At 49.3% G+C, this 14,403-nt stretch carries 13 protein-coding genes; 4 read left to right on the top strand and 9 right to left on the bottom strand.

The window, feature by feature from the left end:
- Positions 1–88 precede the first annotated feature (88 nt).
- Positions 89–922 (bottom strand): flagellin N-terminal helical domain-containing protein, encoded by an 834-nt coding sequence (locus ACZ50P_RS01830; RefSeq protein ID WP_464119886.1) that lies wholly within the window; start codon positions 920–922, stop codon positions 89–91.
- A gap of 496 nt (positions 923–1,418) precedes the next feature.
- Complete coding sequence (locus ACZ50P_RS01825) at positions 1,419–2,267, bottom strand: flagellin N-terminal helical domain-containing protein (protein WP_262554465.1); 849 nt, start codon at positions 2,265–2,267, stop codon at positions 1,419–1,421.
- A gap of 405 nt (positions 2,268–2,672) precedes the next feature.
- On the opposite strand from ACZ50P_RS01825, the gene ACZ50P_RS01820 reads away from it, so the two are divergent.
- A complete protein-coding gene (locus ACZ50P_RS01820) occupies positions 2,673–3,989 on the top strand; it encodes an HD domain-containing protein (RefSeq protein WP_464119885.1) in 1,317 nt (438 codons plus the stop codon).
- A 15-nt stretch (positions 3,990–4,004) separates the two neighbouring features.
- On the opposite strand, the gene ACZ50P_RS01815 is transcribed toward ACZ50P_RS01820, so the two are convergent.
- From ACZ50P_RS01815 to ACZ50P_RS01800, 4 genes are all read right to left on the bottom strand, one after another.
- A complete protein-coding gene (locus ACZ50P_RS01815) occupies positions 4,005–4,379 on the bottom strand; it encodes a hypothetical protein (protein ID WP_464133045.1) in 375 nt (124 codons plus the stop codon).
- A gap of 7 nt (positions 4,380–4,386) precedes the next feature.
- Positions 4,387–5,139 carry an SDR family oxidoreductase gene (locus ACZ50P_RS01810; protein ID WP_464133043.1) on the bottom strand — a complete coding sequence of 251 codons (753 nt, stop codon included), beginning with the start codon at positions 5,137–5,139 and terminating at the stop codon, positions 4,387–4,389.
- A 72-nt stretch (positions 5,140–5,211) separates the two neighbouring features.
- A complete protein-coding gene (locus ACZ50P_RS01805) occupies positions 5,212–6,393 on the bottom strand; it encodes an acetyl-CoA C-acetyltransferase (protein WP_464133041.1) in 1,182 nt (393 codons plus the stop codon).
- Between the two features lie 18 nt (positions 6,394–6,411).
- On the bottom strand, positions 6,412–6,960 hold the full coding sequence (locus ACZ50P_RS01800; protein ID WP_464119881.1) for a hypothetical protein: 549 nt from the start codon (positions 6,958–6,960) through the stop codon (positions 6,412–6,414).
- A 341-nt stretch (positions 6,961–7,301) separates the two neighbouring features.
- Between ACZ50P_RS01800 and ACZ50P_RS01795 the strand changes: the two genes are divergently transcribed.
- Complete coding sequence (locus ACZ50P_RS01795) at positions 7,302–9,464, top strand: hypothetical protein (RefSeq protein ID WP_464119880.1); 2,163 nt, start codon at positions 7,302–7,304, stop codon at positions 9,462–9,464.
- 81 nt (positions 9,465–9,545) lie between these two features.
- Here the strand turns inward: ACZ50P_RS01795 and ACZ50P_RS01790 are convergent, their stop codons facing one another.
- The 3 genes from ACZ50P_RS01790 to ACZ50P_RS01780 form a co-directional block, all read right to left on the bottom strand.
- Positions 9,546–10,142, bottom strand: coding sequence for a hypothetical protein (locus tag ACZ50P_RS01790; RefSeq protein ID WP_464133039.1), 597 nt, complete (start codon positions 10,140–10,142; stop codon positions 9,546–9,548).
- 102 nt (positions 10,143–10,244) lie between these two features.
- Positions 10,245–11,249 (bottom strand): M23 family metallopeptidase, encoded by a 1,005-nt coding sequence (locus tag ACZ50P_RS01785; RefSeq protein WP_464119878.1) that lies wholly within the window; start codon positions 11,247–11,249, stop codon positions 10,245–10,247.
- A 23-nt stretch (positions 11,250–11,272) separates the two neighbouring features.
- Positions 11,273–11,998, bottom strand: coding sequence for a Stp1/IreP family PP2C-type Ser/Thr phosphatase (locus ACZ50P_RS01780; RefSeq protein WP_464119877.1), 726 nt, complete (start codon positions 11,996–11,998; stop codon positions 11,273–11,275).
- A 134-nt stretch (positions 11,999–12,132) separates the two neighbouring features.
- On the opposite strand from ACZ50P_RS01780, the gene ACZ50P_RS01775 reads away from it, so the two are divergent.
- A complete protein-coding gene (locus ACZ50P_RS01775) occupies positions 12,133–13,083 on the top strand; it encodes a TonB family protein (protein ID WP_464119876.1) in 951 nt (316 codons plus the stop codon).
- A gap of 84 nt (positions 13,084–13,167) precedes the next feature.
- Positions 13,168–14,361, top strand: a complete 1,194-nt coding sequence (locus ACZ50P_RS01770) for a Bcr/CflA family multidrug efflux MFS transporter (protein ID WP_464133037.1) — start codon at positions 13,168–13,170, stop codon at positions 14,359–14,361.
- Positions 14,362–14,403: the final 42 nt, after the last annotated feature.

Here is a 14,403-nt window from a genome sequence, read left to right as displayed (position 1 = left end):
TCTAAATGAAAGTCCGTTGAAAACATGGGAACAGAAAATAAAAAAGGCGGCTCTTTTTTAAAGGAGCCGCCTTTTGCTTTTTAACTTATTAGCCCAAGAGCTTCAAAGCCAATTGTTGTGACTGATTGGCCTGACCCAAAACGGAAACCCCGGCTTGCAACAAGATATTATTTCTTGTCATCTCAGAGGTCTCTGCCGCCACGTCAGTGTCTCTGATTCGGGAGTTCGCTGCCGACAAGTTTTCATCAGCGATCAACAAGTTGTTGGATGTTGATTGCAGACGATTCTGTAAGGCACCGAAGTTCGCGCGAATCGCGTTCACCGATGTCAAGGCCTGATCGATGGTATCCAAGCTCAGCTGAGCTCCTTCCTTCGTCGCCACACTTTCTGCCGTCAATCCCAGGGCATCGATAGTGGCATTGGCCGCACCGGCATTAAAGCTGATGCGATCACGGAACGGGTCGTTGTTTACGCCGACCTGAATATCAATCATTCCACCAGTACCGTTGAGCAGCTCGTAACCGTTGAAAACCGTGGATTCCGTAATACGCTGGATCTCGGATTTCAGCTGTTGATACTCAACGTCCAAAAACTTTCTTTCAGTTTCACCAATAGTGTCAGAGGAAGCCTGTACACCCAACTCTCTCAAACGAATGAGCATATTGGAGACTTCATTCAAGCTGCCTTCCGCGACCTGCACAAGAGAAATACCGTCGTTGGCATTTCGGTTGGCCTGTCTTAAACCTCTGATTTGTCCTTTGAGGTTTTCGCTGATCGCAAGACCTGCAGCATCGTCAGCGGCCTGATTGATTCTCATTCCTGAAGCCAATCTTGCCATTGATCTGTTTGCGTTGATGTTAGTCATGTACAGATTTTTTTGTGCATTCAACGCTGCCACATTGGTACCGATTCTTAATCCCATTCTATCCTCCGTGCTTCATAGTTCTTCCTCCGTGAAAATGTGCCATCCGTTGGCATAAGGCGCGATCCGTGCACCTGTAAAATTAATATTCGGAACTTGCGATACAGTTCCCTGCTTACTTTTCGGAAATAAATTACAACGGCTCGAGTCCAGTTTTTTTCTTTTCTTTTTTATTTTTTGCTGAGGGAAAATTTTCTGAAAAATCGGTCGCTGCAGAAGAGAAAAAGCAGCATCTAAAATTGACGGACAAAGTCACTCGCAACGGAGTCCTTTATCAAAAAAATCGGTCACACATTCAGAAACCGGATGCAGAATCCTGTTTCTTAAATCCACTCCCCGTCAGTCAAGGTGTGACTGAAAAAATGAGGCCGCCGTGAAAGACGGCCTCGGTCGCAGGAAACAGATCAAATTGTCAGCTCGTTTTACAGAGCTCGGGTCGTTACACTTGAGGGTGATCTTGATCAGTCAAGATCGGGAACCTAGGTCACTCCAAGGATTAACCCTGGAATGACTTGTTCAAGAGTCCAAGTGCTACGTTAGCTTGGGAATTCGCTTGTGCTAGGACGGAAGTACCGGCTTGCAGCAAGATGTTGTTCTTGGTCATTTCAGATGTCTCTTCAGCCACATCCACGTCTCTGATTCGAGAGTTCGCAGCTGACATATTCTCTACAGACACTTGAATGTTTGAAACTGTAGATTGAAGACGATTCTGAATCGCACCGAAGTCTGCGCGCATTGCGGAGACACTGACGATCGCCTGGTCAATCGCTGCCAAAGCATTCTGAGCAGAAGCTTTGTCGGCAACAGAGGTCAGGTTCACACCCAAAGCGGCAGAGTTTGCGTCAGCTTTGGAAGCGTCGAAAGAGATACGGTCGATTTCAGGATTATTTCTGGTACCAACTTGGAAGTCCAGGATGGAACCTACACCCGCCAGCAACTGAGTTCCGTTGAACTCTGTACCTTCGGAGATACGGTCGATCTCGGAAACCAGCTGATCGTATTCCACGTTCAGGAACTGTCTTTCTACAGGACCGATAGTATCGGAAGCTGCTTGTACGGACAATTCTCTCAGACGGATCAAGATCGAAGAGATCTCGTTCATGGAACCCTCGGCCACCTGGACCAGAGAGATACCGTCTTGAGCGTTTCGGGATGCTTGTTTTAGACCACGAATCTGAGCTTTCAAATTCTCAGAGATCGCTAGGCCGGCGGCATCATCACCAGCTCTGTTGATGCGGAAACCGGAAGCGAGCTTTTCCATGCTCTTATCCAGACCGATCTTCGTCCCCCAGAGAACTCTCTGAGCATTCAACGAAGCACTGTTCGTATTAATTCTGAGACCCATGTTTCCTCCTCCTTGAAGATTTCTGAGTTTCGATCCTTGAAACTCAGTGCACCTACCGTGGTGCCCTTGGGCGATTCATTTCTTACCTTACTCATCGGAGTCCCCAGAAATTCCTAAAGTGATACGTCTCAATTTTTTACATTTCTGGCCCTTGGACCCGGAGCGCCCCACCCAAGCTCCCTTTTAGGCGTGAGCCCTAAATATCTATTTTCAATGAAGTTTTTTCATTTCCCCATGCCACACCTGGAGTCATAAGATCCCTGTATCTAGCCCTTGGTCCTGTATCAAATACGCATATATAGGCCTCTGAGTGAGAGTCCTTTATCTTTAATTGAAGCTGTTTGACATAGCCTGAGAAGACCCGCTAATTGAGTCTCATAGCAGTGCTGCCCCAGAGGAGAAAAAATGGAAATTCGCGATCCTGTTCATGGCTCTATATATTACTCAGAACCTGAAGTGGCCGTGTTGGATACCGCCGAATATCAACGCCTGCGCGCGATCAAGCAGCTGGGTTATGCGGAATTCAGTTTTCCTGGTGCCACCCACAACCGCTACATTCACTCTGTCGGCGTGGGCCATCTGGCTGGCGAAACCTTCGATGCGATCTTCCGGGTTTATCCCTTTTCAAAACCTTCTGTAAAAACTCGCTTCCGTCAGGTGCTGCGCCTGGGGGCTTTGTTGCATGACGTGGGACACGGCCCTTTGAGCCACACCACTGAACAGGTCATGCCCCATCTGTCTGAATTGAAGATTCAACTTTATAAAGAACAGGAACAGTACGGGGAAGAAGCCCACACGGTGATGAATCACAACCGCCGTGCCAATCACGAAGACTACACGATCAAATACGTTACGGACTCCGCGATCTCTGAAACCCTGCGCACCCAGTTCCCTGACATTCAGCCAATCCACGTGGCGTGCCTGATCGACAAGGCCCTGCACTGCCCGGATGATTTCTTCATCGACAACGGCGTCGATTTCCGTCCGATCCTAAGTCAGCTGGTTTCCAGTGAACTGGATGTGGACCGCATGGACTACCTGGAACGCGACAGTTATTTCTGCGGCACCAATTACGGCAAAATTGATCTGTCCTGGTTGATTCAGAACATGACCTTCCATCGCAAAGAAAACAAAATGTATCTGGGCCTGAACCGCCGTGCCCTTTATTCTTTCGATGACTTCCTGATTTCCCGTCATCACATGCACTTGATGGTTTATTGCCATCACAAAAGCATCATCTACGAGGAAATGCTGAACCGCTATCTGACGTCACCTGACTGTACGTTCGTTTTGCCAGGAGATATCAACGAGTACACCAAGTACAATGACTATCGCCTGCACGAACACCTGTCTGGCGCCAACAACCCGTGGGCGCAAAGAATCGCCCAAAGAAAACCGTTCAAGGTTCTGATCGAGCAACACAACACCGCTGAATCAGAAAGCCCGGAAGCCATCAAGAAGGCACTGGAAGCTGACGGTATTGAGGTCATCCGCACCAGTTCCAAGGCGCGTCTGTCCAAGTACCACACAGCCTCCCCGGAAGAGCGTGCGCTGCAGATTTACGTTGTGGATCAATATGACCGCTGGGCCCAGCCCTCCCCGATCAATCAGACCACCGAGATCTTCCAACGCTATGAAGGCGCTCGTATCATCGACCGCATCTATGTGGCACCGGAAAATCTAAGACAGGCAGAATTGATTCTGAAAGGTCTGAAACTCTAGGCGGAAAGATTCCGCCTAGCTTCGGAAAGCAAAGAACATTTTCAAAAGGACAATCGTGACAAAGGCCAGACCTAGCAACTTGGGGAAGGCCTTTTTCCATTTAGAGGGAAAATTGCGGATGACCTTCACGACCTCAAAGGGACCCACCTCTCGAACAGGGATGTGCTTTAACCCCTCAGGCACATCACCCAGGTAAACCAGATAGTTCACATCCTGACGACGGCAGTGATATAGGTACGCAGGACCGCGCTTGTAGATCGCCTGGACCTCGGAAATATCGAGTTCCAAAGGCGCCTTGTTCCAGCAGTCTTTCAAAGTGTAGTGGGGAATAAAATCCCACCACTGAAACATCACCGATGCCGGACGAATGATAAGCTTACCCTGCTGCATACCTCACCTAACTTAAAGAAATAACCTGACCGTTCACCGCAGCTCCGAACTGACTGACCAGATAAGTCACGGTGTTGGTGACCTTGTCAGGCTCAGTGATTCTAAGATGCGGTTCCTTCACCTTTAACGCCTCCACTGCTTCTTTGATGGATTTGGCTTCCGGGTGTTGGGCCAGAATATACTCTTCGGTCAGTCCCAATTTCAAGACATTCACGGTGATATTATGCTCTGCCACCTGTTTTGCCAAAGACTGAGCAAAGGGCACCAACGCCCCGCGAGCTCCGGCCAGAATCGGATCCGGATAAATTTCATTAAGCAGGTACAAAATTCTGCCGCGCTTGCGATTCTTCAAAAAACTCAGAACAGCATGAGTCAGCATCACAGAAGATTTAAAGTTGTGTTGAATCTCTTCATCCAGATAGTCAATACTGTCGCCAATTTTGTAGCGATTCTGTTTGTTGTAGGTTTGTGCATCAATAAACAGATCCACGCTGCCAAAAGACTGCGCCGCTGTTCCCACCGCATCCTTGATATCGTCCGCGGTTTTCATAGCTGATTTCACCCCCAAAGCTCTGCCAAACTTTGGGTTGATTTCGCGCGCATCATTGATTTGATTGCAAAAACGCTGACTGGCCGTATTGTCGAAATCCAACAAAACACAGTCTGACCCCATTTGAGTCAGCCCCATCACCAGGCTTTGCACGGTTGTTGTAAAAGGACCGACGATCAATGCTGTACGTTCTCGAAGATTAAATTCCATGAAGAGAGTCTTTCACTAAAAGGGCGAATTAACAAAAACCCCGGCAACAGTCGTTCCGGGGTTGGCAAAGTTTTAGATTTTTTCGATGATGATCGCAATACCCTGACCGCCGCCAATACATGCAGAGCCCAGAGCGTACTTCCCACCGCGACGATGAAGCTCATAAACCAGATGATTCATGATACGAGTTCCTGAAGCCCCCAATGGATGACCCACAGCAATCGCACCGCCGTTCACGTTGGTTTTAGCCGGATCGAGTTTTAGTTCTTTTTCGACCGCAAGATATTGAGCAGCGAAAGCTTCATTCACTTCCACCAAATCCATTTGTTCCAACTTCAGGTTCGCTTTTTCCAAAGCCTTGCGAGCCGCCCCCGCAGGTCCAATACCCATGATCGTCGGATCACAACCTACAGAAGCATAACTGATAATGCGAGCCATCGGCTTCAGCCCCAGTTCTTTGGCCTTGGATTCGCTCATCAGAAGCGAACAGGCCGCACCGTCCACAATACCTGAGGCCGTCGCTGCCGTAACCAGACCGTCCTTTTTAAAGACCGGCTTCAAAGTCGCCAGTTTTTCAAGCGTTGAGTCCGGCTTTGGATGTTCGTCTTTTTCGACAACCACCGCGCCCTTGCGACCTTCGACAGTCACCGGACAGATTTCCTGCTTCATGAAGCCTTTTTCAACCGCTGCATTGAATCTTTGCTGGGATTGAATCGCATAAGCATCAGATTGCTCACGCGAGATGCCATACTTCACTGCCAGATTCTCTGCTGTGATTGCCATCGGCATTTTTGCATAAGCATCCGTCAACGCCGAGGTCATCAGATCTTCCAGCTCAAAGTTCCCCATGCGCATACCATCAAAGCGGACCTTGCGAGCAACATACGGAATCTGTGACATCTGCTCGACGCCACCGGCAAGAACGACAGAAGCTTCCCCACACTGGATCATTTGCACGGCATTGACCCAGGCCTGAAAACCGCTGCCACAAAGGCGATTGACAGCAAAGGCACCCACCGCCACTGGCACACCGGTCTTCAAACCGATATGACGAGGCAGGTAGGCGGCATCAGCACCTGACTGCACGACGTTTCCGAAGATCACATGATCGACTTTTTCAGGTGAAAGACCGGCTTGTTCCAGGGTTGCTTTGGCGGCAGCCACACCCAGATCCGTTGCTGAAACATCCTTTAGAGATCCGCCAAAGGCTCCAAAGGGAGTTCTTTTCCCAGAGATAAAAACAATATTTTCCATGAATTAAGGGTAGGACGCTTACCAGGACCAGGCAAGGCCAATCATCGACAAGCCCTGCTCTTTATTGGCTTTATGACTGACAATCAGATCTTTATTATCCAGGACTTTGTCTTTGAACTGAATATCTGTTTCAGAGGCCTTCGCATCGTAGTTGATAGCCGCCTTCAACCAGCCTGAGTATTCCATCTTCGCCAAAGCCTGAAAGGCTTCCACACGGAACGAGAATTTATGAACCACACCGTGCGGAGTTGTGGCCGGAACAACAACATCTGTCTTCAGCTTTTCCTGGGTTTCTTCCACGGCTCGGCCCAGAGCGCTGTTTTTCATAAATTCAGAATTAAACCATAGATTGAATCCGCGGTCGGCAATACGACTCATGACAGATCCGGTGCTTTCATCTTTTTTGATATCCAGGGGAATGATCTTGGCCACATCTTCTTTGGTGATCTTTGGTGTGACTTTATCCTCGGGAATCACCAGCGGCTTGGTGGTACGCAAGTCCACCTTGGCCCAGCAGGCTCCGGAGAAGGTCATCATAAAGAGAAGGCAGGAAACCAAAAGTCTCATACTTACCTCTTATACAAAGAGCGTTCCATGCAAAGTGACCCCAGTCCTTTTAAAATGGAGATAATAAGCAAATAACAGAGGATTCCCTGGAAAAACGTCAGGAGCCGTCCAGTGGCACTTCACTTGGCAATATATTGTCACCTCGACCATAGACTTGTTTCAAAGTGATGCGGCCTGCGCATTGAATTTGCATCGTTGCCACCTGAACTCGTGTGACTACTTGGGAAGTTTAGAAGGAACTATGTGATTCTAAGTATTTAGACCCATAGGAGCCTGCGAAATGTCTCAGGATGGCACGCGAAAAAAGGTAAAGTGGCAAAAAGTTAAACACTGGAGACTTTATGAAATTCAAGAACGTTCAAAGAGGCGCACTGGCATTGGCGCTGACCGCGAGCTTCATTGTGCCCCCTCAGCAAGTGTGGGCCAGTTCAAGCGCAAGCATCTTTTCACTGAACCTGTTTGGTGACGATGATGACACTGGAGTGACGCCAACCAGCCCGACGATTCCAAAAACGAACACGGGATCTTCGACTTCCACACCTCCGAACCGTCCCAACACGTCGAACAATACACGTGTGACTTCTACAGGTTCGGCTCAGGGAAAAATGAATGCAGCCAAAGTTCCTGAAGCATACAGCTGTCCTTTGTTTGACAACCGCCCACATGCGGAACTGATCTCGGCCATTGATTCTTTGAACAAAGAAGTTCTGACGTCTCCGGAATGTACTGGCAGCCCTTCTGCCAAATCCATCGAAGACAACGGTAACGCCATCAAACAAAGCATCGCGGCTTTGCAACAGATCATGCAAACCCAGGATCCTGCTCAGGTGAACGTTAACAGTGTCGAACAAACTATGACAGCTGCTTTGACTGCCGTGGGAAATCTGGGTGACATCGTCAATAACAACAACTTCCTGAACTCCAAGTGCGGTCGTCAGACCATGTCCACGGGTAAAGTTCTTTTGGCTTTGAATGACGTGATCAACGGCCTGGCGCCTTATGCCTTGTTCGCCGTATCCATGAATGCCGCCCTGGCTCCGGCACTGCCGTTCGTTATCGGTGGTGTGGTTGCAACAAGTGGTATTTCTGCCGTTGCCAAAATGATCGATCAGAACACTTTGGATATGAGTAAAGCTGAACACCGCAAAGCGGTTCTTCAGAACACTTGCCAATTCACGAAGGTGGCCAAAAAGGTTCGTTTCATGCAGTTGGCTCAAAGTGGAAAAATCGAAAAGATCACCCAAGAGCTTGAAAAGAGCGTGGATCTTTATAACGCGAAATTCTCAAAACCTTCAGCTGAGCTTACAAATCTGCTGAACTATAAAAATTCTTCTGAGAAATACTTCGCAGCCGTAAACAATCAGCTGGCAAATGACCGTGCGGATGTTGAAACTGTCGAGGCTCAACTTAAAACAAACAACGACGATTTGATGGTTTGTACACTGGCAAACGAGCTGGTGAACTGGGCTTCCGACGGCAAGACCTTCCCGGCTTCTGCCTTCGTAAATCTGGATAAGGCCACAGTACAAAGTGATCGTACCCAGAAGCTTCAGGCTTTGACGCTGAAGACAGTGCATGCGAACTCGATGAAACGTGTTGCTGAATACGCAGCAAAGTCTGTTGAAGACGAAAGTGCCTTGAAACTTTGCGCTCAGAACGGCCGCTCCTGGATTCAGGCGATGCGCCAGGCTGTGAACGCCACTTCCGGTGTTGTGTCCCAAAGCAAAGTGGAGCTTGAAAGTTATCTTTCTAAGAGCGCGGACTACCGTCAATGGAAAGCTCAGTACACTTTGATCGAAACAGAAAAATTGACGATCAAACGTGTTGAAAAAGCGATGCAGGAGCTGGCTCAGGACAACTCCATCATCGACCGTTCTGAATTGGCCCAACGAATGGTCAATCTGAAAGCCGGTCTGTTTGGTTCTCGCAGCTCTTGGGGCTTCGGCAAGCCACCAGTTCTTGCTTGGATCAACCATACAAAGACTATGCATGACCAGGCTGTTGCCGCCTTCACAACCAACATGAGAGCGCTTCGTCAGGGTTCTTTCAGCATGACAGACTCTGGCCAGGGTAAAGGCATCAAAATTGTTATGGGCACAGTCTTCGATGACCCTGTCATGATGAAGAAAAGCAAAGAGATCAGCCAAGCCATGAGCAACTTCAATCTGAGACAGCTTCCAGTGGGTTCTCGTGAGAACGAACTGGTCTGTCAGCAACTTGAGTCAGCTTGGTTGGATTGGTCTGCTTCCATCGACCATATCGGTGCGATCCAGTTCTTCTGCGATATGATCGATCCGGTTTTGGATGTTAAGATGGATTCTGCTGTTGTGATTGCTTGCCGCGGTAACAAACAATTGGGCGGCCAAGGCTACCTGAAATCTGTCGTGGATCAGGCCAGAACGACTCTTGCGACCAAAGGTTTCCAGGCTGACGCCAACCTGGTTAGCAAAAAATTGAAGGAACTTCAGTGCCCAATGCCTGCAGTTTCTGTGATGAACCAATAATAAAGTTCCAGTACAAATGCCAAGACAAAGGGCTCCTCAACGGGAGCCCTTTTCTTTTTCGTATCTTCCCGCCAAATCCCATCAGGGAAAAATCGAAACCTTTTCCGTGTTCAACTGCGCCACATCCAGAATGTCCTGGCGACTTAAGCCCGCCTGCGAAGTGCGAATCACAATCTGCATTCCCGCGCGAACATAGTCCTGTAAATCAGTTTTCGACACAGCGGAATTCACATTCAAAATAAACGACTTCGACGCAGCCATGGCCAACAAATCCAGCTTGCTCAGGCCCGCGCTGCCGGACAAAACCACAATCTGGACGCCGGCATTGAGCAAAGCCACCAGATTATCACGCGACAGGCGACTGCCATCCACGTACAAAACATAAGTTCCGGTTGCAGCCATATCCAACAAATCCTGATAAGAGTAACTGGTTTTGCTGACCGAAATTCCAATATTCACATTGGGATTAGCCAGCATGGCCTGAAGGTCCGCCTTCCCCACAATACTGACCTGATTCTGGCAGTAAGTAATGCGTGAGACTTTGGCGATTTCAGCCACATCGCTCGCACTCATATTCGTGCCACTGTTTTGCGAAAGACATTCTGAAAATTGAGGAGGCAGAGCCGCCCCGGCTGATGCCACCAAAAGAAGAGAGGACAGAAACACCGTGAATTTCATAAACACCTCACCACTTCAGTTTAGTGCTTAAGAAAATTTTAGGCCCATAAATTTCAATGATATTTGCCAAACTTAAGAAGCGACCGGTCGCCCCGCCGGAGTCTATTCGTCGAGGATGTAGTTCAGAGGATCAACAGCCGTACCGTTGATGCGAACTTCGTAGTGCAGGTGAGGTCCAGTGGAGCGTCCGGTATTACCCACCGCCCCGACAACATCCCACTTGTTCACCCGCTGACCGGCCTGCACATAAATCTGTGACAAGTGCCCAAAGCGAGTCGTCACACCGTAACCATAGTCAATTGTGATCAGCTTTCCGTAGGACTCATCATAGCTGGCAAAAACCACAACACCATCTGCAGGAGCATACACCGGCGATCCCGGAGCTGCCGCAATATCAAGTCCCGCATGAAGGGCTGTTTTCCCGGTGAACGGAGAAATACGATAACCGAACCGTGAGGTGATCCAGCCCTTGGCCGGCTTCATATTCGGCGTGGAGTTCAACAAACTCTGCCTTTCGGACAAACTTTCCCAAAGATCGATAACACTTTGTTCTTTAAGCTGGGTTTCCTTCACAGCCTTATCGATACGCACGACCAAAGAGGCATAGTCCTTGTCGGCATTTTCATTGGCCAGCTCCCCGGCCTGATCATTCAAAGGCTTTTTATTGGCAAAAATCTGATCCTGCTCAACCAGCACATCGGCGTCTTCACGCTGTTCCATCGGTTCGTATTCTTCCACGGGCTGACCGGCAGAGGGCTTTGCGCCCATGGTCAACTTGGTGATACGGTCATCCGCTTCGACGTTGGTAATCAATTTCAGTTTGGTCGTGAAGGTCTTTACACGCTCCAGCGAATTTTCCAGGGCACTGACTTTACTTTCAACCACCTGGAACTGCTTGATGAGCTGGGCGTTTTCCGCTTTCAGGCGTTTATTTTCCATGGCCTGCAGAAGCAAACCGAAATAATCCACCAAACCCGCAGCGAAGATAATGATCACAATGGCAGAAATAAAGGAGATGGCTTTAAGCCAGGCAGCCGAGAGCACAAGCTTACGGGTTTTTCCCGTCTGATTGCTCACAATAAACAGCGTGACTTTCTTTTTATCCAAAACCTTAGCTCCTTAAAACAGACTTACTCGTGGAAATGCACCAGCATGACTGTGACGTTGTCATCTCCACCATTGGCCAAGGCTTGTTCTACACAGGCTTTAACAGCTTTGTCAGGTGTATTTTGATTCAAAATCTCAGAAATTCTTTTATCGTCCACCAGACCGGACAGACCATCGGAGCACATCAGGAAAATTTCCCCCGGGAAGATCTCTCGTTCAATGATATCCGGATAGACTTCGCGCTCATACCCCACGCTGCGTGTGATGACATTTCGCCCCACAAACTGACGAACCTGTTCCTCACTCATGACGCCGGCACGCAGTTGTTCATTGATAAGTGAATGATCTTCGGTGATCTGCCACAGATGGGGCCGCTTGAAAAGATAACAGCGTGAATCGCCCACATTTCCCACATACAGGTGTTTGCCGCGAATGTACGCCATCACCATTGTGGTTCCCATTCCCGCCAGTTCGGGGCGTTCATTGGCCGCTTTATCGAAGATGCGTTTGGAGGATTCTTCGTACGCCTGCAGGATCACTTCGCGTGGTGATTTTTTATGAGCATCCGGCTGAAGCATGATTTCCTCAACCGTCTCAACCGCCATGCTTGATGCCACTTCACCGCCGGAGTGTCCACCCATTCCATCCGCCACGATAAAGAGTCCCAGCTCTCGATTGATGAGGCAGGAATCCTGATTCGAATCACGACGAAGACCTTTATCTGTCAGATACCACGAGTCAAATTTCATAGTTGTATCATTTTCACCCACACCTGACAGAAGAGTCAAAGTCTGGCCCTAGACTTGGGTCGCAATCTTTGAGCCCGACTCACCATCAACTCAATATCAAGTGTCATAATACCGATAGAAAGGGGTGAGGTCTTATGAAGAAGTCACCGTCTTTCAGAAAGTATATTGTGCTCTCCCTGGCTCTCCACGCAATCGTGGGGGCGGGTTTCTACATCGCAGGACTTTTCAAACATGAAGCCCCTCTGAAAGAGACAGTCAGCATCGACTTTCTGACTCCAGACCAGCTTCAACAATTTGCCAAGGCCGAGCAGTTAGCTCAAAAGAAAGCCTTGCAGGTATCTGCGAACCAAGTCGTAGAACAGAGTGAGACTTCCGCCAATGAGGAAGAGGTCGACACGCGTTTTTTGAGCGCCAAAAACCAGAAGGTCGCAAAACAAACCATTGCGGCAGAACGTGGTCAGTTTCAGAACGTAAAAAAGGCCGAGCCCACCAAAAGTGGACCGAAGGGTGATGGTCGCCAGAAAACGGCCGCCAAGTCCGAAGAGGCCAAAAAGCAGATCGCCAAAGATCTTTTCAAAGGTTTTGATGCCAACGAAGCCATGGAAAGACAGAAGCTTGCTGAACAAAAAACTGGACTGGGCGAAGGACGTGGAACCGGCGAACAAAACACCGGTACTGGTTCTGAGACCAGTCAATCCAACGATTATGTGAAGGACGTCGACAGAGGTTTGGAGACCCTTTTGAACACCCGCGAGTTTAAGTACTACTCGTACTACAACCGCATTCGCAAGCAGCTGTCCCAGCACTGGGAAGGGCGCGTGCGCGAAAAGCTCAGTAAAATGTTCAAGGAAGGTCGATCCCCCGCTGCGACAAATCAGGATCGCATCACCAAGCTGATGATCGTTCTGAATGACAAGGGCACCTTGGTGCGCGTGCAGGTTCTAAGTGATTCCGGCGTGCGTGACCTGGATGATGCCGCGATTGAGGCCTTCCGTGCAGCAGCGCCATTCCCGAATCCTCCCAAAGGAATCATTGAAGGCGATGGTACTGTGAAGATCCGCTGGGATTTTGTTCTGGAAACCTAAGCGCTTTTCCTGAGGCCTCCTCACTAAGAGGCCTCGTCTGACTTCCTCCGTGCAAATCACAGCTCTTCCTGTTATGAAGAGCCCATGCACTCCTCCACTGCCAAGTACAATGTTCCCTTTGCCGCTCTGATTTTACTTCTGGCCAGCCTGACGGCCTTCGGTCCGCTATCGATTGATATGTACTTGCCCGCCTTCCCTGCGATTGCAGAAAATCTGGGTGTGCCTCTATCGTCCGTGCAGCTTTCCCTGGCTTCTTTCTTTGTGGGACTGGCCACCGGTCAAATCTTCTATGGTCCGCTGACGGATCGCTATGGGCGCAAGAAACCTTTATATGTCGGGCTGAGCATTTATGCCCTGGCATCGGTTGTGTGTGCGTTCACCAAAAACGTTGAAATGCTGATTCTGTTCCGCTTTCTTCAGGCCCTGGGATCTTGCTCGGGCGTGGTGATTTCGCGCGCGATCGTGCGGGATTTGTTTTCTCATCAGGAAACCGCGAAAGTGTTTTCCCTGCTGATGCTGGTGATGGGTGCGGCTCCAATTCTGGCGCCGGTTCTGGGTGGACAGATCAGTGAGCTCTTCGGCTGGCGCATGATCTTCGCCCTTCTGGCGGTTCTGAGCACTTTGTGCATCATTCTAATCGCCACCTTCCTGCCCGAGACACATCATGCTGATCAACGGGTGCATATTAAAGATTCATGGAAAGTGTATGGCAGCATCCTGAAAGACCGTAATTTTATGGGTTACGCTTTGGCGGGCGGCGCCGCCCAGGCCGGAATGTTTGCCTATATCACCGGGTCTTCGTTTGTCTTTATCAATCACTTCGGCATTCCGGCAAAAAGCTTCGGCTGGGTGTTTGGGTCCAATGCCGTGGGTTTGATTCTGTGTTCGCAGATCAACACCCGTCTGCTCAAACGCCAGAGCTATGATGCCATTCTGGAAAAGATCTTTGTGGTCCTGGCTGTGCTCGGAGTTTTTCTGGCAACCGCCGGCATCCTTAACTGGGGCTTCTGGGGCATCATGATTCCTCTGTTCTTATTTATCGCAAGTCTGGGAATGACCTTTCCCAACTCCACAGCAGGTGCCATGGCCACGCAAAAGAAAAGTGCGGGAAGTGCCTCGGCCCTGTTGGGAACTTTGCAGTATGGAATTGCCGCTCTTTCCTCGGCCGCCGTCAGCCGTTTACATAATGGCACAACCATGCCGATGTGTGTGCTGATGGGTTGTTTTGGTGTGCTGGCCTTGATTCTTCATCGCGTGATCATCAAAAGAGCTCTTTAAAAAAACATCCCTTAAAAATTATCGAACACAGGAAAAACGTCA

It is taken from the genome of Bdellovibrio sp. CKG001 (genome assembly GCF_055397465.1).
Note: the sequence above shows the minus strand (reverse complement) of the source record. Positions and strands in the feature narration are given on the sequence as shown.